The 22,822-nt window shown below is 48.9% G+C and carries 29 protein-coding genes and 1 riboswitch; of the genes, 13 read left to right on the top strand and 16 right to left on the bottom strand.

The window, feature by feature from the left end:
- Nucleotides 1–18: 18 nt before the first annotated feature.
- From DXY02_RS02020 to DXY02_RS01990, 7 genes are all read left to right on the top strand, one after another.
- Nucleotides 19–303: a hypothetical protein gene (locus DXY02_RS02020; RefSeq protein ID WP_244276109.1), complete on the top strand. Its 285-nt coding sequence runs from the start codon at nt 19–21 to the stop codon at nt 301–303.
- 131 nt (nt 304–434) lie between these two features.
- Complete coding sequence (locus DXY02_RS02015) at nt 435–740, top strand: hypothetical protein (protein WP_114987989.1); 306 nt, start codon at nt 435–437, stop codon at nt 738–740.
- An 81-nt stretch (nt 741–821) separates the two neighbouring features.
- Nucleotides 822–1,526 carry a 16S rRNA (uracil(1498)-N(3))-methyltransferase gene (locus tag DXY02_RS02010; protein WP_114987788.1) on the top strand — a complete coding sequence of 235 codons (705 nt, stop codon included), beginning with the start codon at nt 822–824 and terminating at the stop codon, nt 1,524–1,526.
- A 34-nt stretch (nt 1,527–1,560) separates the two neighbouring features.
- Nucleotides 1,561–1,869: a hypothetical protein gene (locus tag DXY02_RS02005; protein WP_114987787.1), complete on the top strand. Its 309-nt coding sequence runs from the start codon at nt 1,561–1,563 to the stop codon at nt 1,867–1,869.
- Nucleotides 1,866–2,117, top strand: coding sequence for a hypothetical protein (locus DXY02_RS02000; protein ID WP_114987786.1), 252 nt, complete (start codon nt 1,866–1,868; stop codon nt 2,115–2,117). Before DXY02_RS02005 ends, DXY02_RS02000 begins: the two co-directional genes overlap by 4 nt.
- 27 nt (nt 2,118–2,144) lie before the next feature.
- A riboswitch (cobalamin riboswitch) is annotated at nt 2,145–2,294 on the top strand.
- Between the two features lie 7 nt (nt 2,295–2,301).
- Nucleotides 2,302–2,934 carry a HupE/UreJ family protein gene (locus DXY02_RS01995; protein WP_114987785.1) on the top strand — a complete coding sequence of 211 codons (633 nt, stop codon included), beginning with the start codon at nt 2,302–2,304 and terminating at the stop codon, nt 2,932–2,934.
- Between the two features lie 71 nt (nt 2,935–3,005).
- Nucleotides 3,006–4,592, top strand: a complete 1,587-nt coding sequence (locus DXY02_RS01990; protein WP_114987784.1) for an iron uptake porin — start codon at nt 3,006–3,008, stop codon at nt 4,590–4,592.
- A 185-nt stretch (nt 4,593–4,777) separates the two neighbouring features.
- Here the strand turns inward: DXY02_RS01990 and DXY02_RS01985 are convergent, their stop codons facing one another.
- The 4 genes from DXY02_RS01985 to rpmG form a co-directional block, all read right to left on the bottom strand.
- Entirely contained in the window at nt 4,778–5,815 is a 1,038-nt protein-coding gene (locus DXY02_RS01985) for a chlorophyll a/b binding light-harvesting protein (RefSeq protein WP_114987783.1), read from the bottom strand.
- A gap of 572 nt (nt 5,816–6,387) precedes the next feature.
- Complete coding sequence (locus tag DXY02_RS01980) at nt 6,388–7,086, bottom strand: histidine phosphatase family protein (protein WP_114987782.1); 699 nt, start codon at nt 7,084–7,086, stop codon at nt 6,388–6,390.
- 241 nt (nt 7,087–7,327) lie between these two features.
- Nucleotides 7,328–7,507 carry a hypothetical protein gene (locus DXY02_RS12070; RefSeq protein ID WP_137024355.1) on the bottom strand — a complete coding sequence of 60 codons (180 nt, stop codon included), beginning with the start codon at nt 7,505–7,507 and terminating at the stop codon, nt 7,328–7,330.
- A gap of 981 nt (nt 7,508–8,488) precedes the next feature.
- The gene (gene rpmG, locus DXY02_RS01970) at nt 8,489–8,689 is read right to left on the bottom strand and encodes a 50S ribosomal protein L33 (RefSeq protein WP_114987780.1); all 201 of its coding nucleotides are present in this window, start codon (nt 8,687–8,689) and stop codon (nt 8,489–8,491) included.
- Between the two features lie 2,012 nt (nt 8,690–10,701).
- Between rpmG and DXY02_RS01965 the strand changes: the two genes are divergently transcribed.
- Together DXY02_RS01965 and fldA are read left to right on the top strand one after the other, a co-directional pair.
- Nucleotides 10,702–11,250: a Crp/Fnr family transcriptional regulator gene (locus DXY02_RS01965; protein WP_114987779.1), complete on the top strand. Its 549-nt coding sequence runs from the start codon at nt 10,702–10,704 to the stop codon at nt 11,248–11,250.
- Nucleotides 11,251–12,132: 882 nt separating this feature from the next.
- On the top strand, nt 12,133–12,642 hold the full coding sequence (gene fldA / locus DXY02_RS01960; protein WP_114987988.1) for a flavodoxin FldA: 510 nt from the start codon (nt 12,133–12,135) through the stop codon (nt 12,640–12,642).
- A gap of 51 nt (nt 12,643–12,693) precedes the next feature.
- Here fldA and DXY02_RS01955 read toward each other — a convergent pair whose 3' ends face one another.
- From DXY02_RS01955 to DXY02_RS01930, 6 genes are all read right to left on the bottom strand, one after another.
- Nucleotides 12,694–13,644, bottom strand: a complete 951-nt coding sequence (locus tag DXY02_RS01955; RefSeq protein ID WP_170951442.1) for an NAD(P)/FAD-dependent oxidoreductase — start codon at nt 13,642–13,644, stop codon at nt 12,694–12,696.
- 5 nt (nt 13,645–13,649) lie between these two features.
- A complete protein-coding gene (locus tag DXY02_RS01950; protein ID WP_114987777.1) occupies nt 13,650–14,417 on the bottom strand; it encodes an alpha/beta fold hydrolase in 768 nt (255 codons plus the stop codon).
- A gap of 91 nt (nt 14,418–14,508) precedes the next feature.
- Nucleotides 14,509–14,745 (bottom strand): hypothetical protein, encoded by a 237-nt coding sequence (locus DXY02_RS12810; protein WP_244276108.1) that lies wholly within the window; start codon nt 14,743–14,745, stop codon nt 14,509–14,511.
- Nucleotides 14,746–14,747: 2 nt separating this feature from the next.
- Nucleotides 14,748–15,041 carry a 2Fe-2S iron-sulfur cluster-binding protein gene (locus DXY02_RS01940; RefSeq protein ID WP_170951441.1) on the bottom strand — a complete coding sequence of 98 codons (294 nt, stop codon included), beginning with the start codon at nt 15,039–15,041 and terminating at the stop codon, nt 14,748–14,750.
- A 454-nt stretch (nt 15,042–15,495) separates the two neighbouring features.
- Nucleotides 15,496–16,080, bottom strand: a complete 585-nt coding sequence (locus DXY02_RS01935; RefSeq protein ID WP_114987774.1) for a ferritin — start codon at nt 16,078–16,080, stop codon at nt 15,496–15,498.
- 143 nt (nt 16,081–16,223) lie between these two features.
- Nucleotides 16,224–17,207, bottom strand: coding sequence for an extracellular solute-binding protein (locus DXY02_RS01930; protein ID WP_244276107.1), 984 nt, complete (start codon nt 17,205–17,207; stop codon nt 16,224–16,226).
- Between the two features lie 64 nt (nt 17,208–17,271).
- Between DXY02_RS01930 and DXY02_RS01925 the strand changes: the two genes are divergently transcribed.
- Together DXY02_RS01925 and DXY02_RS01920 are read left to right on the top strand one after the other, a co-directional pair.
- A complete protein-coding gene (locus DXY02_RS01925; RefSeq protein ID WP_244276106.1) occupies nt 17,272–18,012 on the top strand; it encodes a Fe2+-dependent dioxygenase in 741 nt (246 codons plus the stop codon).
- An 80-nt stretch (nt 18,013–18,092) separates the two neighbouring features.
- Entirely contained in the window at nt 18,093–18,317 is a 225-nt protein-coding gene (locus tag DXY02_RS01920; protein ID WP_114987771.1) for a hypothetical protein, read from the top strand.
- Between the two features lie 98 nt (nt 18,318–18,415).
- On the opposite strand, the gene DXY02_RS01915 is transcribed toward DXY02_RS01920, so the two are convergent.
- The 3 genes from DXY02_RS01915 to DXY02_RS12065 form a co-directional block, all read right to left on the bottom strand.
- Entirely contained in the window at nt 18,416–19,891 is a 1,476-nt protein-coding gene (locus DXY02_RS01915; protein ID WP_114987770.1) for an iron uptake porin, read from the bottom strand.
- Nucleotides 19,892–20,279: 388 nt separating this feature from the next.
- Nucleotides 20,280–20,855 (bottom strand): helix-turn-helix domain-containing protein, encoded by a 576-nt coding sequence (locus tag DXY02_RS01910; protein WP_114987769.1) that lies wholly within the window; start codon nt 20,853–20,855, stop codon nt 20,280–20,282.
- 218 nt (nt 20,856–21,073) lie between these two features.
- A complete protein-coding gene (locus DXY02_RS12065) occupies nt 21,074–21,253 on the bottom strand; it encodes a hypothetical protein (protein ID WP_137024352.1) in 180 nt (59 codons plus the stop codon).
- A 286-nt stretch (nt 21,254–21,539) separates the two neighbouring features.
- Here DXY02_RS12065 and DXY02_RS13170 point away from each other — a divergent pair, with 286 nt between their 5' ends.
- Nucleotides 21,540–21,815, top strand: a complete 276-nt coding sequence (locus DXY02_RS13170; RefSeq protein ID WP_114987768.1) for a metallothionein — start codon at nt 21,540–21,542, stop codon at nt 21,813–21,815.
- Here DXY02_RS13170 and DXY02_RS01900 read toward each other — a convergent pair.
- Both DXY02_RS01900 and DXY02_RS01895 read right to left on the bottom strand, forming a co-directional pair.
- Complete coding sequence (locus DXY02_RS01900; RefSeq protein ID WP_114987767.1) at nt 21,725–22,009, bottom strand: hypothetical protein; 285 nt, start codon at nt 22,007–22,009, stop codon at nt 21,725–21,727. The two genes, DXY02_RS13170 and DXY02_RS01900, sit on opposite strands and share 91 nt — an antisense overlap.
- Nucleotides 22,006–22,227, bottom strand: coding sequence for a DUF3721 domain-containing protein (locus DXY02_RS01895; RefSeq protein ID WP_114987766.1), 222 nt, complete (start codon nt 22,225–22,227; stop codon nt 22,006–22,008). Before DXY02_RS01895 ends, DXY02_RS01900 begins: the two co-directional genes overlap by 4 nt.
- Before the next feature lie 19 nt (nt 22,228–22,246).
- Here DXY02_RS01895 and DXY02_RS13165 point away from each other — a divergent pair, with 19 nt between their 5' ends.
- On the top strand, nt 22,247–22,423 hold the full coding sequence (locus DXY02_RS13165; protein WP_170951440.1) for a hypothetical protein: 177 nt from the start codon (nt 22,247–22,249) through the stop codon (nt 22,421–22,423).
- 314 nt (nt 22,424–22,737) lie between these two features.
- Here DXY02_RS13165 and DXY02_RS01885 read toward each other — a convergent pair.
- Nucleotides 22,738–22,822: GTP-binding protein (locus DXY02_RS01885; protein WP_137024375.1), on the bottom strand; the 85-nt coding region annotated here is incomplete at its 5' end.

Raw genomic sequence — 22,822 nt, 5'->3', positions numbered from 1 at the left:
ATGCCTTCTGGGGGTGTGATGCCGATGCGTTCACAGGGTTGGTGGTTGAGCGTGCTGCTGGGCTGCAGCCTCAACGGGGCTGCCCATGCCAGAAGCCTCGACCAGCAGATGTTCCAGTTGCAGCTGGTGATGGATCAGATCCGTCTTGCCCGTTCCGTGGGGGATCGCGTTGGCGTTTGCGTTGAATCCCGCCGGGCCAACAATCTTGTGCTCGATCTTCTTCCGGCCCTGCAATTGCAACGTCCCGGCCTCAATCACGCTGCCTTGCAGGACCGGATCCTGTTGGGATTTGATCAGTGTTGATCGCCTGAGTTGACCGAGCCTTTGATCGATCTTTCCTGATCGGCTTTGGTGCCGCTGTTTGAAAACCAGCATGACGACCCATTGTCGATCGGCATTTGCGGATTCAATCTGAATGCAGCAAAGCTGATGGCATGGGTTTGCTTCAAACGATCCAGGGACGGTTGCTTCAGTACGACTCACCGTCGCGGCAGTTGCAACAGGCCCATTTCGACGCTGCCCGACGTCTGGCCCAGGCTCAATTTCAGCTGGCTGATGCCGAATTAAGCCAACGCCTCTGGCAGGACGTGGCTGATCGTGATCTCGATGTTGATCGGATCCTGAATCTTCTCTATGGCTGCTGGTTCCAGGATGATCCTGCGGCGCTGCGTGCTGCTGATGCTGAGTTTCAGGCGCGCCGCGAGCGGGAGTTGATCCCCGGGGTGTTCGAACACTGCTGAGGATTGTGGGCCTGGAAAGTTGTTGTGCTGAACTGACGGACCTGTTGGTGACGGCGTGCTGTTGATCCCTGAGATCCAGCCATGAACATCGTTGTTCTCAACCGTTCGGATTGGCTGGATGAACGGAAGGTTCGTCTTGTGGATCGGCGGGCGGATCACATCCGTTCGGTGCTACGGGCTGCAGTGGGCGACAGCATCCGGGTTGGTGAGCTGAATGGCGATCTGGGCCAGGGCCGCATCTGTGCCCTGGATGCAGATGCCGTGATGCTGGAGGTGGACCTCAACCAGCCACCGCCGCCCCGCCATCGGTTCGACATTGTTCTGGCCTTGCCGAGGCCCAAGGTGCTGCGCCGTTTGTTCCGCACCGTGGCCGAGTACGGCGTGGCCAACCTTCACTTGATCAACTGCGCTCGGGTTGAAAAGAGCTATTGGCAGTCGCCTTTGCTCGTTCCCGAAAAGGTGCACGAGGCTCTGCTTGCGGGGATGGAGCGCGCCAGCGACACGGTGGCGCCCCGGGTGCATCAGCACCGGCGCTTTCGACCCTTTGTCGAAGACCAGCTCAAGAATCTCTGTGCCGGACGGCCCTGCTGGATGGCCCAGATGGGGGCCTCCCTTCCCTTGCGCGACACCCCAGCGGGGGCCGCTGTGGTGATGGTGGGGCCGGAGGGCGGTTTTGTGCCCTTTGAACTGGAGTTGGCCCAGGCAGTGATCGCCCAGCCCGTGCATCTGGGATCGCGCACCTTGAGCGTGGACACGGCCCTCACCACCGCTCTGGCCCAGGGATGATGGTGTTGCGTGTGTTGCTTCAACGGCGACGGCAATGAACGATCTGGCTGGTTTGCAAGCTCTTGTGGAGGACGTCGGGTCCGGCAACGTCATCGATGCTGAACTGCTCGATGGGTGTCCGGTGGAAGCCCACGAACTCGATGAAATGGATGCGTCCCAGGCCGCGCAGGTCGCCGCCCATTGCTTCGGCCTGCTCTTCGATCACAAGGTGGAGCAGCTGGAGGGGATCGAAGCGGATCTCGATGCAGGCCTGTGGACCGGCACCGTCGATGGCTTCGGCTTCCAGATCAGCCGCGATGACGTCGGCGATCTGGTGCTCGATTTCTCGAGCCAGCCGGCGTGACGGTTGATGAGCTGCGCAGCGACCTGACGGCTCGGCTTGGTGAGCAGGTGGAGCAGGTGTTCAGCCGGGATGGAGCCCCTGTTGACGACATCACCGAGCTCTATCAGCCCTCTCCGGCGGGCTTTGGCGGCCAGCTGCGACTGAAACGGAGCGGCCGTCGCCTGGCCTGGGAGCTCTGGCTGGAAGACGGTGATCGCTGGAATTTCCACACCACCGACCTTGCCGATGCACCGCCACAGGTCGAATGATTGTTGGTCAGGCGCGATGGCCAAGCGCCGGTAGGGTGGGGTGCTGGTTTCAGCGGGGAACAGCCGCTGAAGGTAACGGGGAAAGAGCAGTGAAAATCTGCCGCTGTCCCGCAGCTGTGAAACGTCGGCTCTCCGCCCACGTCAGTCAGAACGCCCGCCAGATCAAACCGACGAGGATCGACTTTTGAATTCTTTGCCACTGGCCCTGCGCAGGCCGCTGCAGATCGCTGGCCCTTCGCTTCTGGCGGTTCTTCTCCTGGCCAGTCCGGCGTTCGCCCACCATCCCTTTGGCATGGGCGACAGCGCTGTCCTCACCCCCCTGCAGGGATTGCTCAGTGGCGTTGGTCACCCGCTGCTGGGTCCTGACCATCTCCTGTTTCTGCTGGCCATCGCCTTCATCGGCCTGCAACGTCCCCGCGCCTGGGTGATTCCTCTGCTGGCTGCTGGCCTGGGCGGCAGTGTTCTGTCCCAGTTCATTCCCCTGCCGGATGCCGTTGCTCCCTGGGCGGAGGCCATGGTCTCCCTCAGCCTGGTGGTGGAGGGTTTGATGGCTCTCACCGTGGCCTCCACCCGTTGGTTGCTGCCGCTGGTGGCCCTGCACGGTTTTCTGCTGGGGAGCACCATCGTTGGTGCGGAACCAACCCCGTTGTTCACCTATTTCCTGGGCCTGCTGATTGGCCAAGGCGCGCTGCTGCTTGTGGTGAGCAACTGGTCCAAGTCTCTGGTTGAGCGCCTCGGCTCCCAGGGGCAAAGGCTTGGCGCAGGCATCTGGATGGGCATCGGCATGGCCTTTGCCTGGGTGGCCCTGATCGACTGATTACGAGCACGCCGTTTCACAGCTTCTAACCCCAGGGATCACCTCTGGGGTTTTTTTATCTCTTCCCAGTCATGACGTTTGTCCAGCAACTGCTGGTGGCGCCCGCCGCCCTTGGTCTGATCGCCCCTTTAGCTGTGGTCAACAGCCCAGCCGCCCAAGCCACCGAGCTGAATATCAACGGCGTTTCTGATTACGCGGCTACTGCCAGTGGCAACAGCCTTGATCAGGTCACCAGCGTCACCCAGTTCTCTGACGTTTACCCCACCGACTGGGCCTATCAGGCTCTGGCCAACCTGGTGGAGACCTACGGCTGCGTCGCCGGCTACCCCAACGGCAGCTTCCGTCGCAACCGGGCTATCACCCGCTATGAAGCGGCTGCCCTGCTGAATGCCTGCCTCGAGCGGATCACTGAAGTGACCGACGAGCTGCGTCGCCTGCTCAAGGAATTCGAAACCGAGCTGGCCATCCTCAAGGGTCGCGTTGACGGCCTCGAGGCCCGCGTGGGCGAACTGGAAGCCACCCAGTTCGCCACCACCACCAAACTCAAGGGACAAGCCTCCTGGGTGTTCGGAGCCAGCCGCTTCAAAGGGTCCGCATCCCGGCTGCGTTCGGACAGCAATTCCGAGTTCGGCGGAACGGTATTCAATTACGACCTCCAGCTGGCTCTGGAGACCTCCTTCACCGGCAAGGATCAATTGACCACGGTGTTGCGTGGCGGCAACTTCGACGGAGACGGCAACGTCTTCGGCAGTGGAGGGCCGTCGGGTCTGGCCACTCTGGAAACCGCGTTTCAGGAGGGTGATCGCCCCAATCTGGTGGCGATCGACAAACTCTTTTATTCCTTCCCGTTGGGGGATGAGATCACATTCACTGCCGGCCCGATTGTTGGCCAGGAAGACATGCTCGCGATCTGGCCAAGCTTCTATCCCAGTGATCCGATTCTCGATGTGCTCACGGTGAATGGTGCGCCGGGGGCCTACAACAAAAACAAAGGTGCGGGTGTGGGCATCAGCTGGGCAGCGGAAAGCGGAGCCCGCGCGTCGGCCAACTACGTGGCGGCCAATGGTGCATTAAGCGACACCCGCTCCGGTGGTTTCGCCACTGATGAGGCGGGCGGCACCGGCACCCTCCAGTTGGGTTGGGAGGGTGAGAACTGGGGTGTTGCTGCCCTGTATTCCAAGGTTCAGAACGGTCAAGACCTGATCGTGTATGCCTCGCCCTTCGTCAGGGATCGCATAAGTGATCGGGGCGTGACCGACGCCTATGCCCTTGGTGGTTTCTGGCAGCCATTGGAGAGCGGCTGGTTTCCTTCGCTGTCGCTCGGTTGGGGCATCAATCAATCCGATACTCAGCGCGAAGGCCAGGTGAGCACCAGTCAGTCCTGGAGGGCTGGGCTGGAATGGAACGATGTGTTGATGGCCGGGAACATTACCGGAATGTCTGTAGGCCAGCCTCTTGTTGCGACGGATCTGCGTGGTGGCGACACCCCTGCTGATGGCCAGTTCATCTGGGAGTGGTGGTACCAGTTCCAGGTCACTGACAACATCAGCGTCACACCGGCGCTGTTCTACCTGTCGCGACCCATGGGTGAGCTCACACCGGACGGCTCAACCTTCCAGCAACTGGGCGGCCTGATCAAGACGACATTTGTGTTCTGAGCCGAGGATCCTTTCATTGGATCCGAGGTCAATCGAGGCTGCCCTCTGCCAGGGCTTCTTTGTCTGCCTCCTTGCCGTCTTTCTTGTATGGGGCTGCTGCAGTGGATATTCACCTGAATGGCAAAACAAATAAAGAAACCCCTCATCTCAATGAGATGAGGGGGACATCTAAAACGTCAGCCTAATCAAGCACTGACTTTGGAATTTCCCATGTTGTCAAGCGCCTCAGAAACGCGCTTGAAGTTAAAGCCCATGCCGCGCAAGGCATGCCAAAAATGTCCTTGCAGGAAAAAGAATGCGAGGTAGAAGTGCGTATTGGCCAGCCAGGCCCGGGCGGAGTGGGCACCACCCTCAAGAGCAGTTGCGTCACTGAAGTAGGGAGAGAAAGCGAAGTTCAATTTCAATGGATCGCCATACAATTCAACGGGGTAAATTGTTGTGTTTTGAGCACACCAAATGGCGGTCACAAATCCCATCAGAGCTACACCAGCAAGCGAGTAAGACAGGATGGATTCGCCGTTGTAGATCAAGACCTTTTTGAAGGGTCCGAAAGGACTGGAGATGATATGCCAAACACCACCAATCGTGAGAATGAAGGCCAAAACAGCGTGGCCACCCATCACGTCTTCAAGACTACTGATGGAGAGAAAATTAGCCTGGTAACCCCACACCATTCCGAGGTCAATATTCGGCTCAACTTGTCGAACAGCTCCGATAGTGCTGTCGTAAATTCCGTGGCGCTTTGCCCATTCAACGAAGGCAATGACACCGAGGCCGAGAAAAATCAGGTGATGACCCAGGATGAACGTAAGCTTTTTGCCATCACTCCATTCGAAATGAAACTTTTGGGCGCGGCCTTCAGCCTCTGAAAGGTCCTTAGGAGCTCGCAGTGTATGCCAGATTCCAGCTGCTCCAAGAACTGCAGATGAAACCAGATGGAATGCTGCGATCGCGATGAGGGGTTGTTGGTCAACGATTACAGCACTTTCCCCTACACCGAAGCCAAGGCCGGCGAGGTGTGGAATCAAAATCAGCCCTTGTTCTCCCATTGGCAGTGTTCCGTCATAACGGGCCAACTCAAACAAGGTGAATGCACCTGCCCAAAACATGATTAAACCTGCATGGGCAGCGTGGGCTGCAATGAAAGAACCGCTGCGCTTCGCGACTCCTGCATTTCCAGCCCACCAGTCATAACTGACTGACGAACTTCCGTAAGACTGCATTTTCAGAAAGATGCGGCATAAGGAACATAATGAGTGCTGACTATCGAATAGATTTGCTTTTACATAGCTTTGCAGGGGTAAGTCATATTTAACTGGTCAAAGAGTCATTTGATTTAAGAATTCTGCTTTTAATTCTCTGGGCAATTGATTGGGATCATTTGATCCTATGGCCTGAATGATTTGAGCTTCTCAATAAAATTAGTTGCTCTGGCAAGAGAATCAATTTGATATCAAATTGCGGTCAATTGATGGCATAAACCGTATCAAATGTGCCCGTGCAAAGAATGTGAATCTCTCTGGATTATTCTTGAGTTTGCATGATATGCATATTGGGGCAAGATATGCTCTAGCCACACATCACTTGTTCTTTAAAGACCTACTGTCAAAAAAAATCTATCTCCCGAAATTGCCTACGAGAGATAGATCACTTTTATTTTGTCTAAACCCGTCCAAGGTCGACACGACAATTATCCTGCTTTGCAATGTCTTGGATGTTGGCAACGCATCAATCGAGTGTTAGATCCTGAACATCTTTCAAGTCAAATGATCAAGGATCAGAGTGGCTGTCTTGCTCAGAGTGTTGCCCACTCAGAAGGCAACACACTATCGATGATCTTGAAACTTCTTCTCCCATCCGGCTGAAGGATGTATGCGATTCCTTGCGGTTCAGGATAAATTCCTGTCACGGCTTCAAACGGATCATCATGTCCGATAATGACTGTGTTGGTTCCTGGTAGGGGTTGACGCGTTAATAAAGGCATGACATTCTTCTTCATCAGTTCAACATGACTTTTGGTATAATCCTCATAAGGTAAAAAGTTTAATCGGGAATCTTTTCGTGTCCATTCTCCAAATGCGAGGTTTGCTGTTTTCCATGACCTGCAATATTCACTAACAATAATTTCACCGACTGGGATTCCCTTTGCAGCAAAGGCCATGCCAATTCCGTGCGATTCTTTGATGCCCTTAGTGCTCAGCTTTCTCTGAGAACTGCAATCATCGAGGCTCATCAGAGGATCAGCTTGGTCTGCGTAATCCCTCTCCGTCGTTGCATGACGAAAATAAATGACATATCCTCCATCCTTGAGTGAAGCCAGCAACATTGGTTTCCCAATACTCGGTTCTGAGCTCAGACCAATCCCTGGTGTTTTGGTATTTTTGGCCGCTGTGGTTTTAGCTTCACCATCATTAGAGGAGGAACCAGATTCTCCATGGAGTCCGCATGCACTCAAAAGTAATGCAATGAACAATGGAATAAAAATTTTAGACATGAGATTGGTGGTTGAAGTGCTTACTTTGCTTTCAGTAAAGCCAGGGTTTTGTTGTCCCTTGCTTAGGAGTTGAAGGCGCTGCTTTGGCTGTCACTCTTCCTTTAAGTTTGCTCATGCCCATTCGTTTTTCGCCAAATTCTTTGTAGAGAAGTAGGATCGCACTGTTTGTTGTTGGAGTGAATTTCATTTTGTTTCTGTAACTTTTTAATTCCAATAGGGGCATGGGAAGATTAAAATTATCTCAAAAATAAATTTTTAATTTGTGATCATGTATATCCTTTGGACTCAAAGCATGTTGACGCTCAATGACATTTTCAATTGTGGTTCGATGCGCTTCTGCAATTGCATCAACAAGACCTATCGGCCATTCTGACCCGCAGCGCATCTGTGCTTCTAATACCGATATGTCAAGTTTAGACAACCGGGACATTTTTTTTGACATTGTGTTGATGGTGAGAAGAAGAAAACATCAACGCCAGTTATTTATTGGCAAAAAAAGACCAATCAATTGTACTGGTTTGGTTTTTAAACGCCACCTTGGCTCTTGAACCTGGAGGGAAGAAGAGTCAAATGAAGCCCAATGAAACTGAGATGATCAGAATCATTGTTTGAGCAGATCCGGCTAGAGTAAACTGCCCAACCAAATGTTCGCGTTGTGAATAGGTCCATGTCGCTCACATGTAGTAGTACTACGTTTGAATTGATGCACTCCCGTGTAAGTGATGCTACTTTAAAAAGTCTGAAGTTTGTTGATATACGGAAGAGTTCGATCTGTAAGCATTGCGCCATGTTGATTTCCCGATAAAAGTATTTTCTGATTTATTTTCTAGTCTATCAATCGGCGTGATTCTGAATATTTTGTCTTTGTTCACTGGCTACTGAAACGATGATAATTGGTGCTAGCCATTCTTCATTTATGCACAGCCTTGCTCTTTTGTTTTGAGTGTTTGATTCGCGAGCCGCTCTTCTACTAATTGTCTAAAATCACAATAATCTATATCTTCCGTGTTTTTGTCGAGCATGATTTCTTGTGCTTCTCTCATTAAATACTCGTAAGTAGCCGCGTCAGTCGTTCTGTTGGCGAGGTCAATGATGTGCGCGAATGCTTCAATGTTAGTCAAGAATTAATTGCTGCTTTGCATAAACTAGCTGCTTCTGAATCAGGCTATGTCCTAAATTCTACTGATCGATGTTTGTATTGATTGATTTGTGTTGATCGATAATGATCCAGTGATCTGTTTCGTGAGTTGGTCAACGTCTTATTCTCGCTCTTGGTGCTTCTAGCCTAAAACTATATAAGGCATGCACGCTCCCATGCTTTGATTAAAAGTTGACAACCAAAGTTTTGTTTTGAGTCTGTTTTATTTGTTGAAAGCCATTGTGTAAGTATTATGGTTTTCTCCTATTTTATTTCGCGATGAAGAGTCATCCTGTTGAGTTGTGGGCAGAATTTTTTCAATTCGAGCCTTTCAGGATTGTTTCTTCGGTTTTTAGTTGTTGTATAGCGAGAGACTCCAGGGCTACGTTTTTCAGCAGCAGTTGCTGTTCTGCATTCGGTGCATTCGAGTGTGACAACGATACGAACGCCTTTGCTTTTGGCCATAATGATTCAGTTCGTTTCTGGGAGTAAGCAACTGGACTGACTCCCCTGGTTGAGTAGAGGAGCCAGTTGTAACCCCAGCGCGATGACCCGGATCAGCCATCGGATGAAGGTGCCTCGCGAGAACCTTCAAGTCCATATTGGCTGGTTTTTCTCAGAGAGCGAGTACAAACCATCTAATCTCATCTGTCAAATGAATCGATGACTGGTCTTCTTTTCCTATGTGCCTCTGGTTTCTCCGCCTGTCCACTCATTGGAGAGGAGTGAATGGTGTAACCAGCTTGAATTAGCTTTGACTACAACTCTTCAAGCAGATGTTATGCGTGGATCTCTTTGACTAGCTTCAATCCATTTCATTTGCACGCCAGATGAACTCAGTGGGTTCGTCAAATTAGCTTTGGCATTTTTGGAATGAAATTACGCTGATCTGACTCCCCGCATCGTCAGAAGGGAGTCAGTGGTGTTATCAGCGCCCAATGGTGATTGCCCCCACCATTGGTTGGAGGTTCCTGCGACGAACGTCCATGACTATTATGGATTTGTATATGGATGTAGCTGCTGCAGGTGATGCTTGCTGGTGAATCAAATGAGCTTAAGAAAGGTTGTTGGGAGCCAAGCGCTGAATTGGCTCCTTATCTTCAAAAGAAAAGTCAGTCGTTTGCTTGCTGACTGGTTGCGGCTCACGTTGTTCTGACTACCCCGGTTGAGAAGAGGACCCAGCAGACACTCAGCGCCCAATGGTCATCGCTCCATTGGATGGAGTGGTCCTCAAATGTGACAACATCACCGATCATGGCTACTGCTTGTTCTTAAGAACAGATAGCAGGGATCCCATGAGCGGCGCAAACGTGCATAGTTGTTCACCAAAACCGTGGACGAGCTGCTGTTCCAGGTTGAGCTGCAGGGGCTGAATCTTTAATCCGGTTGTCCATCGCAAAGGTGAAAATGCCGAAGGTTTCCTGTAACCAGACCTGCTGTGCCGCAAATCATGGCGACTCCTTCGAGCAACTAAGGCACTTTGTTTTGCGAGATCAACTCACCCATCTAACGCTGAACTGACTCCCCGCTCGCCAGAGTGGGAGTCAGGTTGCTCAAGCCTTCAATGGCAAGGGTTTCGAGCCATTGGACGGAGGTTTGGGAACTCCTTAGACACAATCACACTTGTCAGGAATGAGACTCGATACAGATGAGTTGGTGGCAATGGCTAAATGAGTTACCCGAATGTTGTCGCAAGACAAATCGTTGACCGAGCTCGCCGATTGTGAAGAGCATTCAGACCCCTAAACATGCGCCCCATGGTCATGGGGGAACCATTGGATGGAGGACTTGATGCTCCGTGAAATGGATCTCACTGGTGATTGGCAGAGCTCTGTGCTGATGTGGAAAGGGTGGCCACACTCTTAGAGGTGGCAAGTTGGCGGTGGGTGACCCCACCCACCCCTCTTTCTTGAGGGCAATCCAGTGATTGGTATTGCTTTTTTGTTGATGGGATTGTCCAATGTGCCGTGCATGCACCTGATGACTCTCGGGTCCCAAGCGGTCGCTCTCCTTCATGGACCCCAGGAGCATCAGCTATTTCTTGACTTTCTTTTATCTGTACCGTCCAAACGGTGAGCTTTCTCCCATTGCCGCAGGCCGGTTGGGGGCTGATCAACACAAAAGCTGCGTTCCTTGTGTTTTGACAAGGAATTACAGCGCACACGCTCAATAAGAACGCCTCAGCGTTGTAAGCGATCCATCGGGCACTCAGTGAGCGCGGTGTACTGGGCAATAACCACATCAAGCCGATGCTTCGAATTCAGGGCGATGCTCAGCTGCTCCGCTCACTTCTTCTGAGTACGGAGGGAGCTTGCTTGCAGCGTATTGAGAAAGAATCTCAATTTGAGGGCCTTATTGAGAATGACTTGCAATATCGACAAGAAGTCTGTACTATTGCGAGTAATTCTCAATCGCGTTAGTTCGTGACGACCTCTTCCTACCGGTTCTTGCCTGATGATCCTGCGGCACCTTTGTCGATGCCCAGGCTTCAGACCGTTCTGCTGGATCCTGCCGGTCGCGATCAGGCCACTGTTCTTGAGGTGTTAGAGGGGGTTTGCCGGGTGTATTGCCCTTGTGAGGAAACCGAGGGAATGACTTTGGCGTTTTTGCAGTCAGGCGACAGGCTTCGTACCGATCGCATGTGCAGCGATGGGGCTTGTGTGGAGGCACTTACGGCCCTGAAGTTTCGTCGTGATTCAGTCTCCGCGGACGAATTCGGAATCGACGCAGTCAATGAGTGGACGTTGCAGCTCCTGAGAGTCCGTCATCTGGGCCAGGCAGAACAGCGGCTTCATGCTCTGTTGGCGCTTCTGGTTAACCGCCTTGGTCTTCGTTGCAGTGATGCTTATCAGCTTCCCTTCCGTTTAACTCATGATCGTTTTGGTGAGTTGATCGGTGCTACCCGGGTTACCACAACCCGTCTTCTCTCAAAATGGCGTCAAGCTGACATGATCGCTATGTCGTCTGGCGATGTCACGATGCGTATTGCACCTGACCTCATCAACTCTTCACCACTCCAATTTTGAAGATCGTGAATTCCTTTGGTGTTCTTGGAGATCTCTGCAGAGAGGCTGAATGGATGCGTCGGCGACTTGAATGTGCGAGTCGTTCAATACAGCATTGTCAGCATCCTCAGCTTAAAGAACGTCTCTTAGTGGAAATATCTTGTTACCAGGCTAGATGTTTTGTTATGAAAGACTCTTTAAATATGATTAGTCATTCTATTGATTGTCAATCTATACAGAAATTTCTTCTAGAAGAATTGTTGTCCCGTTGCCTATCAACAGTTCAACTTTCGTGTCGTCTCATTTAAACTGCTTCTCTAGTTTTTCAAGGAAGCCCTAATGGTTAACCATTTGGGCAATTATTGTTTAGAGTTTACTCTATTTACAAAGTTTACAGCCGCAATCATTGCGCATCTTTTGATGATCGCATTAATTTGCGTGTCCTTGTTCTGAAATTAAAAATCAAATGACATACTAATTTTATAGACCATTCAGTTTGCATTGTCTTTGCTTTTATTTGTTTTAGCTTGGTATTTCTTAAGACCTAGCCAAAAGAATCATTTGACTAGCCGCCGTTCAAAGTATTTTTTAAATTTTGGCATTGCTCTTTAGAGTTCGACATGCTTGTTGGATCAGCCATACTTGAAGAATTTATTGACCACATTGAACGTGATGATTTGGTTCGTCTCCGTTGGCTCAAGCGTATCCGCGAGACAGGGTTTGATCAAGCACTATCGGAGTATCGCGAGTCTTTGAATCGCCTTAGACAGTCTTAGATAAGAATTTGTCTGGGAGACCTAGGTCATTGAGTTGTCTGTGTGTAACTGATTTCACTTGCAGTTGAAACAAGCTTTAATCCGGGAGGGCGATGATTTGCGAGTCTTGGTTGGCGATCTCTTTTGCATGACTTTCACTATTTTCTTCGCCACTTCTACTGGCAAGACCGAGGATGTGGCTGATCGACTCAAAGAGCTTCTTCCTGGAACAGAAGCGAAGGACGTTGACAACATCGATTCAATCGATGAATTGGTTTCAGCTGAGTCGTTGATTTGCTGTGTTCCAACCTGGAATACAGGTGCTGATGAAGCCCGGTCAGGAACAGCTTGGGATGATCTGGTTCAGGAAATTCCTGACAAGGATTTTGCTGGTAAATCAGTCGCAATCGTTGGTCTTGGTGATTCTTCCGGTTATTCAGATTTCTTCTGTGATGCCATGGAGGAACTTTATACGGCCTTTCTTCAATCTGGTGCCAAGTTGATTGGTAAGGTTTCCACAGAAGGATATACCTATGATGACTCAAAGAGTGTTATTGATGGTAAGTTTTGCGGACTTGCAATCGATGAAGACAATGAGTCGGAATTAACGGATCAACGTTTACAGGCATGGGTTCAGCAAATTAACGCTGAGTCTTGAACTTATTTTGTTTCTAAACTGTATGCATAAGCGCCCTAGAGGGCGCTTTTTTTATCGATGCACCCAATCCACCCGGACGTCCTTTCGTTTATTCAAATACTTGTCAATTGCCATCGCTGCAATGCATCCATCAGAGCAAGCAACAACAGCCTGTTTAAAGGGTGTATTGCGTATATCACCGATTGCCCAGACTCCTTCGAGATCTGTCATCATGTCGCTGTTCACTCGAATTCCACCATTAGATTTGACCGGGACTTGGTCTTGTAGATAATCGGTGATCGGAAGTGAGCCTGTGGAGTAAACAAAAGCACCCTGAACTTGGATCATCTGCTCATCACGATCAGCAGATGATTGCACTTTGACAGCATTAACTCCCTGATCATCTCCATGGATGGAGGCGAGCCTGGTGCGCTTCCAATGCTTCACATTTTTTGAATTGAGAAGGATTTCTACTGCTTGAGATTTAACGTTTGGTTTATTGTTGGTTATCCAATGTACTGTTGATGCAAATTTTGTGAGTACAAGCGCCTCATCAATTGCTTCATGATTTGAACCATAGACAGCTACTTCTTGGTTCTTATAAAAAGCTCCGTCACAAGTCGCACAATAACTAACCCCTTTACCAAGAAATTCGTTCTCACCGGGTAGTGTTGATGCTCTTCCCATTGCACCAGTTGCAAGCACCAATGTCTTCCCGACGAATGTACCTTCTGGTGTATATACAGTCTTCTCTGAACCAGTCATGCTGATTCCATAAACTTGAGCTTGCTTGTATTCCGCTCCATAGTTAATTGCTTGAACTCTCATTGTTTTTAATAATTCCTCACCTGATGTGTCTCCCTCCACACCCGGATAGTTTGCAATTTTGTGAGTGATAGCAAGTGCACCAACAGCTGGATTTTTGTCAAGGATAATTGTCGATAGATTTGACCTTGCTGTATACAGTGCACAAGAACAACCCGCTGGTCCTCCACCAATGATGATGACGTCAAAGGTATTCATTTGATTCATGAGTTGGTTTTACTAATACTCAGATTTTTGCAGCTATTAGGAATTTGGTTCTGATGTTGCTCAGGTATCATATTGACAAATGATTCGATCATTTTTGCAGTTTGGCTCCACTGTGTAAATGGGAAGAAGTGGCGTCCGTCAGCAACTTTTTGATAGCAGTCTCCAGATTTCAGGTAGTTTTTCCATCTGTCATGACTCTGCTCGTCAACAACAAAGTCTTTTTCGCCGTTTATCACGAGTACAGGAACCTCAGCTTTCTTTATATTTGTGATTGTTTGACTTTTGACGATAGATCCATACACAAAATCATTATCTAAACATTTTGCTAATAGTTTTATCATAATTTGTCCAACCTGTTCCGTTTGACTAGCGACCAGTAGTCGGCTCAGATGGCTTAATATATGAAATCTTGAGCATGGTAATTGGCTCCGCATGCTCTGATAATGACTAGTCCATTGATTTGTTGAACAAGTATCTACTGACAATACTGAAACTGATGATATATGGTTGGGATATTTCTGAGCATATAAATATGCAATAGTTCCACTTACTCCGTGGCCTACAAGATGAACTGGATTTGAAGAGTTTTCTATCGTGTGCCTCATTAGGCTGTGGACGACTTCAACATCACATGATTCATCAAGATCATGCTCGAAAGACCATCTTTTGACCTCAAAATTCTGCCCTAAAGTTTGTGCTGTTCGCTTGAAAAGGCAATACAGTGAAGGTTGGAGATCAATCCAAAGTATTTGACTGGTGTTCATCTGCTCTTATTTTCTATATTTTCTGATGTTTTTGATTATGTTTCCTCTCAGAGTAGACGTTTGGTTGTATTCTTTATCACATCCAGGCTGATCAAGCTTTCTCTTTTGACCCAGAAGAAAGCACAACCTTTCCATGCTTAACTTGTTCTTTGATCCTTGTAATCAATTTCTTTTCGATCGGATCGGCTTTTGATTCGTAACTCAGCATGTTCTGATATGTAGTATCGCTTATTTTATTAAAGCACGATGCGTTCAAATACTGATCAACCAAGCTAATTTCCCTTTTTTTATGTGCTTTCATTTTGAGGTGATCTTTTCGTTTATCCATTGTCACCAAAGCTCTTCTTCGCAATCAGTCTTTACGATCAAATCTGATGTCGCATAAGCTACGCATAGGAGTGAGTAGCCGTCTTGCATTTGTTCGTCATCCAGAAAACTTTGATCAGATTGATCAACTGTTCCTTCGATGATCTTACCCACGCAAGTGCTGCATGCTCCAGCTCTGCACGAATAGCTCATATCAATTCCAGCCTGCTCTGCTGCCTCTAGAACGTATTCATCATCAGGACAATCGAATTGTTTGATTCCATCAGGCATTCTTAATTCGACCTTGAATGAGGTCATTACCCCGATTAAAATCATACAATAATCTTAATTAGTCTTCTCGGCTCGTATATGTATCTCGCTTGTGCATCATTGGCTACGTTCCAGGCTGATGTTAGTTATGCAGCAGTCTTGCTTATATGATGTTTGCTAGCAACATTCAATTATTGTCTTATTAACTTGTCTGCTTAAATTTATACTATCTTCCAAGTAAGGTTCTTTCTCATGATTTCAAACTCGTCATCAAGAGTTTCGCACTATTTAGGCTCTCCTAATGGTTGGCGCAAAAAAAGACTGAAGATTGCGTTGGCATTAAGAAACCAAGGCTGGTCTCATCGGCTTATTTCTGAATACCTTGAAGTTTCGCCGAAATCGTTGATGAGGGATATTAAGTGTTTCGTAATCGATCCGCAAGGGCTTAATGGTTGAAACCAGAAAGTTGGTATGTATTAATCAACTTTCTGGTTTGAATGGGTTATCCCTGAAGGGAAGCAGGCTTATTATTGCCTTGATCAAGCTCATTGTCGATGAGCAATAGAGCCGCTGCTTGATTATCTGCAAACTTGACCCGTCCAAGAAGGTGTGCAAATTCATGTTCTGATTGGGTCTGCATTTCCACCATCGGGTCGAGAAATACTGTGGTACGCGTATCGTTCACTCGTTCTGCGATGGAGTACAGCTGTTGCAATGATGCCGTGACGTCAACCTCCATTTGAAATGCGGTTGCCATCACATCAGCAGGAAATCCCCAACTCTGCAAAGGAGCATCGACAACTTGCAGTTCAACGCATTGCCCTCGAGCAATGATGTATTCCGCAAATTTTGCAGCATGCTCATGCTCGCTGTTGGATTCGTCTCGGAAGAATCGCGAAAAACCCCTCAACTCCCGTTCGGCAAACCAGATTGCTGCAGCGAAATAGGAAGCGTGGGCTTGCCTTTCCATGTTGAGGTGAGCTTGGATCGCGCTTAGAAGATCAGTGTCAATTGCTTCTGCAATTGCCCGACCCGATGGACCGCAAGCGATAGATGACGCGGAGATTGAGTTGGTTGTGCTCAGCATTTTTTACTTGTCGATGTCCAAATGATACATACAGCCAAGTTAAGTTGCTCGAATGGTGTGTTAGATGCACCAAGTTAAATGAGAGTCATTATCAAAAGCAATTAAAGACTTGTATTTTTTGGTCAATTACTGAATTCTTTAAATTAACGCCAGCCGGCATCTGCCATCATTTTGATAGCGGTTTTCTGTGTTTCGCCTAGAGCGCTAATAGATACATTGTCTGGCGTAAATGTTCCAAATGCTTTTAATTCTTTTGATGTACCAAGGTTTTTTAGCGGATATTCATATGTTGGGCCTGCAATCAGTCGACTGCCTTTGGGTGATGAAATGTACTCAATAAATTGAATCGCCTCTTTTTTGTTTTTTGCTGACTTAGCAACCCCTGCTGCACTGATATTCACATGGGCTGGGTTTGGCATAACTAATTTAATGTTTGATGTTACTTTCTGATCTGACTTTCCACTCGCTCCCGCTTGCATTCGCGCAAGATAGTAATGATTGACAAGTCCCACACCGCATTTGCCTTGTCCGACTGCACGAATCAGTGAAACATCACCACCAAAGTAAGGCTCGCTGACATTATTGACCATTCCTTTGACCCAAGCAGAAGCAGAATTTTGACCCTTCAATATGATTTGATCTGCTACCAGTGATTGGTTGTAGACGTTTTTTCTTTTACGCAAACAGAGTTTTCCCTTTAGAACTGGATTTGCAAGATCCGAATAAGTTTGAATCGTGTTCGGATCAACAACATTTGGATTTACAATAATGGCCCTAATGCGTCTTGTGAAGCCAAACCATCGATTCGACGGATCCCTATAACGTGAAGGTACATTCTTCTGAAGTTCTTTCGAAGACACGGATTGCAGAAGACCGGCTTCAGCAGCATTGTTAACCCTCGCTGCATCAACCAATAGAATCACGTCGGCGTTTGAATTTGCTCCTTCCCGTTTAAGGCGTTCGACCAGTGATATGCCTGTGGCCTCGATTAGTCTTACTTTGATTCCAGTTTCTTCACTGAATTGTTTGTAGGCAGCACGATCAGTGTTGTAATGCCGGCCTGAATAGACCCTTACTTCCTTTGCTTCTATTGAAGGTATAGCAGCTAATGGTGCCACTAGAGCCATCGCTGCAAAGTACCTACGCATGCTTCAAGACATAGTTTCACCTATGTTAGGTCCGCGATTCCAGTTGTCAGCTGTTTTTGATGGTCCGTTTCGTAGCATTTGTCAAACGCTTACTATTCCTGAAATTCTTTTAACGATGGACTTCCTGACGCATTCTCTTTTGCCTCTTCCTGAAGTTCGTGACTTTCAGCATCGTCTCAGTGCTCCAAGCCTTCCTTGGCGAGATGGCCGATTGACTGCTGGTGATCAAGCTGCACTTGTGAAAAAGAATCATCAGCTCGACCCAACTGCTGAGCTTACGCTCTCGATCATTAACCGTATCTCAACTGCACTAACAACCGACCCTTTGGTCAAAAGTTTTTCACTTGTTCGCAAGGTCCACAGCCTGTTGATCTCTAGGTCAAGTGCTGGGGAATCTTATGGCTGGCATGTTGATAATCCTTTCTCTCGCCATGGACGTCGGGATTTGTCTTTCACCTGCTTTCTCAGTGATCAGGATACGTATGAGGGTGGATCCTTAATGATCCAAACCGGCGGTGAGGAAACGAAGGAATTTCGATTGCCACCTGGGCAAGTTGTTCTCTATCCGTCATCTATGCTGCATTGTGTTACACCAGTTTTGAGTGGTGTGCGTTATGTATGTGTTGGCTGGATTGAGAGCTACGTTAAGGCATCTGACGACCGCTCACTGTTATTCAATATCGATGCCGGCGCTCGTGGTTTGTTGGCACGCCATGGCCGATCGGATGAACTTGATCTGATCTTCCAAAGCTACACGAATGCTGTCCGACGCCTGTCGAACTGAGTTGTAGCTTTTGATAGCTTTGGTTTGATTATTACTAGTGCATCTTCTGTCTACAATTGGCTCAGTTGAGCTTTATTTCAATGCCAAAGCCTTCTGCTATCTCAGTTTTCGCCGCTGCAACGTCCCTTCTTGTTGCATCGGCTCCTGCCGTGCAGGCACAGAGTGCTGGCGGTCTTAAGGAATGGAACACTGATCAGGATGTCAACGAGGAAAGCGTTCTCGATTCTGATGCTGCTGCTTTAAAGAAAAAGGCGGAGCAAGAAGATATTTGTGTTCCTATTGGAGAGGGAGAGAACTGCTGGTGACAGCATCCTGATTTTTCCAAGGGGGTAAAGACCCCCTTTTTTTATGCTAAAAAAAAAGCGCCCATTTGGGCGCTTCCTAGGACTTCAGAATTCTTTTATCAGAATTTGAAGGTAGTTGTTACAACAGCTCCGAACTTGTCGTCAGCATCGCTGTCGTAGTTGTTTGTCCAGAAAACAGCAGGTTTAACGCTGATGTTGTCTGTTACTTGATAGTCATACCAGACTTCAAGTGCGCTGTTGTCACGATCAACGTTTGCAGAGCCCTTCGTATCAGTGATGTAACTGCCGATTGAGCCGAAGCCCACACCAGCTTTGTTGCCATCGACAAATACGTTATCCCAGTTCAGACCAACCATGTACCCGAAGGTTTCAGTGGTTGCACCGTCGTTCTTAGCGTCGGCACTACCGAAGTCGATGCCTGCGCTGATTGAAGGGATAATGCCTGACTCTTCAGGTGTCCAGAATCCACGGAGACCCCATGCATTCAGATCTCCTTCCACTGTGCCGAGGGTTGACTGACCGGCGATCCATTTGCCGTAGTCATTTTTCAGTGCATATGAAGCACCAATCCACCACTTGCGGGTTCCGTATCCGACCTGTGTCAGCATTGAAGAACCGGCGTTCTCACCGAAGATACCTTTATCCTCAGCGGAGTGATCACCTGTATTAGAGGTGTAGTTGATAGCGAAATTGAATGCAGGTTCGCCAGGATTCACGTCTTGACGCCATTGAATGCCTGCACCGGCGCCTGTGCTAGCGCCCATGACGGCACCGTAACCACCTAACTTGAGTGCTTTGAGAACGGCGTTATATCTGGTCGGTGTTTCGACCATGTAGTAGTTCTCGATCTTCGGACCGATTGTGAACTTAAAGCTTCCTACGGGGAAGGTGTACCACAGCTTGTCAACGCTAATGGCGCTTCCGTTAGAGCCCGAGGCATTCAGGTGCGTATCACCGGTTTCCCAGTGGTCACCCTTGCCGTCTGCAGCCTGAAGTCGTGCATACAACAAATCCTTACCTGTGAAGGATGTGTTGAGATTGAGGCGATAACGGTATTGCATGAATACCTCTTCGCCCATTCCTTTCTCAGCCTCGTCCATGTCGACTGCGCCGACGAAGAAGTTGGCAACACCTTTGAGTTTGGTGGTGGTGGAGAACTGGCTTGCTTCCAGTTCGCCGACGCGGGCCTCGAGGCCGTCAACGCGACCCTTGAGGATGGCCAGCTCGGTTTCGAACTCAGCCATCAGGCGACGCAGCTCGTCGGTCACTTCGGTGACGCGGTCGAGGCAAGCGTTCAGCAGGGCAGCCGCTTCGAAGCGGGTCATGGCCCGGTTGCCACGGAAGGTGCCGTTGGGGTAACCAGCGACGCAGCCGTAGGTCTCAACCAAACCAGCCAAAGCCTGGTAGGCCCAGTCGGTGGGGTAAACGTCGGAGAATTGAGTGACGCTGGTGACCTGATCAGCGGAAGCCGCGTAATCAGAAACGCCGTTGATGTTCAGCTCGGCAGCATTGGCGCCGGTGGCCAGAAGGCCAAGGGCGGCAGGAGCCACCAGCAGTTGCTGGAAAAACTTCATTTGATTCCTCACACAGGAAGGCCCGATTAGGGCATACATATATTGCTGCTCTGCTGTATCGCCCGCTACTCGTTTACTTCAATTAAAAGTATCTTTCTATACACGCTAGGTTTTATTTGATACGGTTGTTGCCTTTTTCCTCAATGGAGGCAAGCGCTCTTAGGCCTCGGCTGTATCTTGACTCGGATCAGATGACTCGCGATCTTGTGCTTTTTGTTACTCTCCACGTCTAGATCCATCTCCGTTAGTGACGTTATTGTTGAAAGATACATTTTCTAAGGTCTTGGCTGAGTCTTCCGAAAACCGACTTGCAGTAAATAAGAAAAAGGGTTGCAAGAAATCGAAGTGCTCTAAGTGGAAGGGCGGAACGTGTCGTTGTGGGCGTTAGTTAGTCCACAGGTAATAGAATCTGCCCTTTTAGTTCATCAATATAAATTTGTTTGGACTTCCTCAGAGTGCTTATCGTCCGTGATACGGTTGATCTCGTAGATCCAATGATTTCGGCAATACGTGCGTGAGGCAGTGTGTGCTCGAGCAGTAGCCCTTCTGATGTTCTTTTGCCTAGTCTTGTTATCAGTAATCTAAAAAATTTCATCAATCTGTTTTTTATATTTGTCTCGTGCCTCACTATGTGTAGTTGAATGATCCATTCCATAATTGCATCGCTTGTGTCGGATCCCTTTTTTTCTATTGATTCAACTATGTAAGTTGTGTCTGTTATGGCTTCTATTGTGATTTCCAGGTCGTCTGGATAATGGAATTTGAAAGCATCTGCTCTGCATGCAAAAGCCAAAGTTATGTCTTTTGCGTTGTTTGATTGGTTGCCCGCAATCCTTATAACCCCATTTTTTACTATTATTTCTGCAATTTCTCCAGCTTGAGGCCTTTCTAGGCGGATTGTTTCGTGTGAATTTAAGGATATGGATCTCCCTCCCTTTTTTTGATGTTGGTGCTCAGTATTCATTGATTTGCTGACATGTATTTTTTGCTACACCAGGTTGTGCTTAATTTTCCTGATGGAATCTTTTTGCTATCTATGAACGGGTAAACCAAGATTTAGTGCGTATTTAATGTCTCTTATAGCACGATGTGGTTTTTTGGTTTTGTCTTTTCTTGTGATATTCGCTTTCATTGAGGTCAGGTACGACACGATTCGTCGGCGCGATAAAAGTGCTGTTTCAGTCAAGTACCAACCCAGAGCAAGTTTTCGGGGTTGACGTTTTGGAGTAACTCCATGTGTTCTTCGGTCAGCGCTTGTGCCGCCTTGTCATGACCGGTGATTGAAAGGTGGGAAGCACGTTTGTAGCACCATGCATTGATTTCTTGAAGCGTCTTGTTTCTAAGTTGATCAATTTCGTTCATGTCCTTTGGGTCGATGTCTTTTTTATTCTTCTATTTCCTTATTGATTTCCGACGGCTTTAATTGCTTTTGCTTGTGTCATTTGGTTTGTTGCGCCGTGACTATTGGCCTTTCCCTTTTTATTTCTGTTGCCCGCCCTCGCTGTTTGATGCGACTCATTGTTGCCTAGTTTCTGCATGTGATGTGAGCCGTTGTCACTTTTTCCGCATGAATGTTGTGTGGGAATAGTGTGTCCTTGCCGGTTTCTTCTGTTTTTTCGGCCATACAGCACTGAGTTGATTGGTTGTGATGGCTCCAGCTACTACCTGTGCCTGTCCGCGTTGCACCTGTGAGGTGCAAGCGGCCCAAGCTGTTTTTCGCGATGGCCAGAGTTTCTGTTCAGAGGCCTGTGCCACCGGTCATCCCAACCAGGAGCCCTACCATGGCAGTGGCTCCTGCGGCTGCACCTGCGCGGATCGAGGCAGTCGGGTGATTCACCCCCTTGTTGTGCGGGCTGGCCTGAGCAGCATCGTCAGCCCAGATACGGTGAGAACAATGGTCAGAGTTCCCAACAGGATTGGGTAGACGGGCTGAAGATTGAGCCATCCGAACTGTCCTGTGTGCAGCTTGAGCAGCCAGAAGGCATCAATGTTCTGCTCCAGCAGCAGGCTGTAGAGGGAGCCGGTTCCTGCGGTAATCAGCAGTGGTGCGGCGGCGATCGGCACCAGCCAGCGATGGACGCGCCGCGCTTGCCGGCTGGTTGTTTTGAAGGCTTTCATTGCTTGCGCAGCTGTTGGTGGAGTTCCCGTTCATCAATGCAGGGCATCCAGCGTCCGTTGTTCTCATGAACGCTGTTGCAACCGATCTCAGCTGCCCGCTGCCGCGCTTCGGCTTCGGTGCCATAGAGCCCCTTGCCATGGGCTATTCCTGGCGTTGTGTTCACCAACAGGGCCAAAACCCCGAAACTCAGAGCCAATAACGGTTGGATAGCGTTCATCGGTGTAGAAGCCTTCGAAGTGTTCGACGGCTTTGAGGTAATTCATCTTGCCGGCAGCTTTGCCTCCCTTTGGATTGACGCTGGCCCGCAGGGCGATCTGTACGTCGATGCAGCGGTTGTAGCGATGGGTTTTGACGGCTTGCGGGATCTGCAGAACCGTGATGCTGAGCAAGCTGAGACTGCTAGTACGGAGTAGGAGTGGGCCCGCACCATCTCGCGAGTCGTGAGCTTTTGTTGGCTGTGGTCGACCATGCGTCGCTTGTGATTGGTTTCAATGTTTGGACAGGCGTGCGCGTCGAATGGCCTTGAGCAACGTTGCTGATCTGGCGATGCAGCAGAAGAACGTGGAAGCTTTGGTTACCGCGCTCCGCTATCTCGACCTGATAACAAAACAATGTCCGCTCTGGGTGTGGTGAAAAGGCGATTCCGTTGTCACGCGACATACGAGAACCAGCGTCAAGACGGAACAGCCACAACTCGAGTTACGGCGAGGGTGCGGTGTCCTTCGATTCAATGCGCCACACAGGCTTGTAGTTGTTCCCGCAGTTTGTTGTGGTCGATGTTGCGGCCGATCAGCACCAATTGATTTTTGCGA

The sequence above is a fragment of the Synechococcus sp. N19 genome (assembly GCF_900474045.1).
In the GTDB taxonomy this organism is placed as follows: Bacteria; Cyanobacteriota; Cyanobacteriia; order PCC-6307; family Cyanobiaceae; genus Parasynechococcus.
Note: the sequence above shows the minus strand (reverse complement) of the source record. Positions and strands in the feature narration are given on the sequence as shown.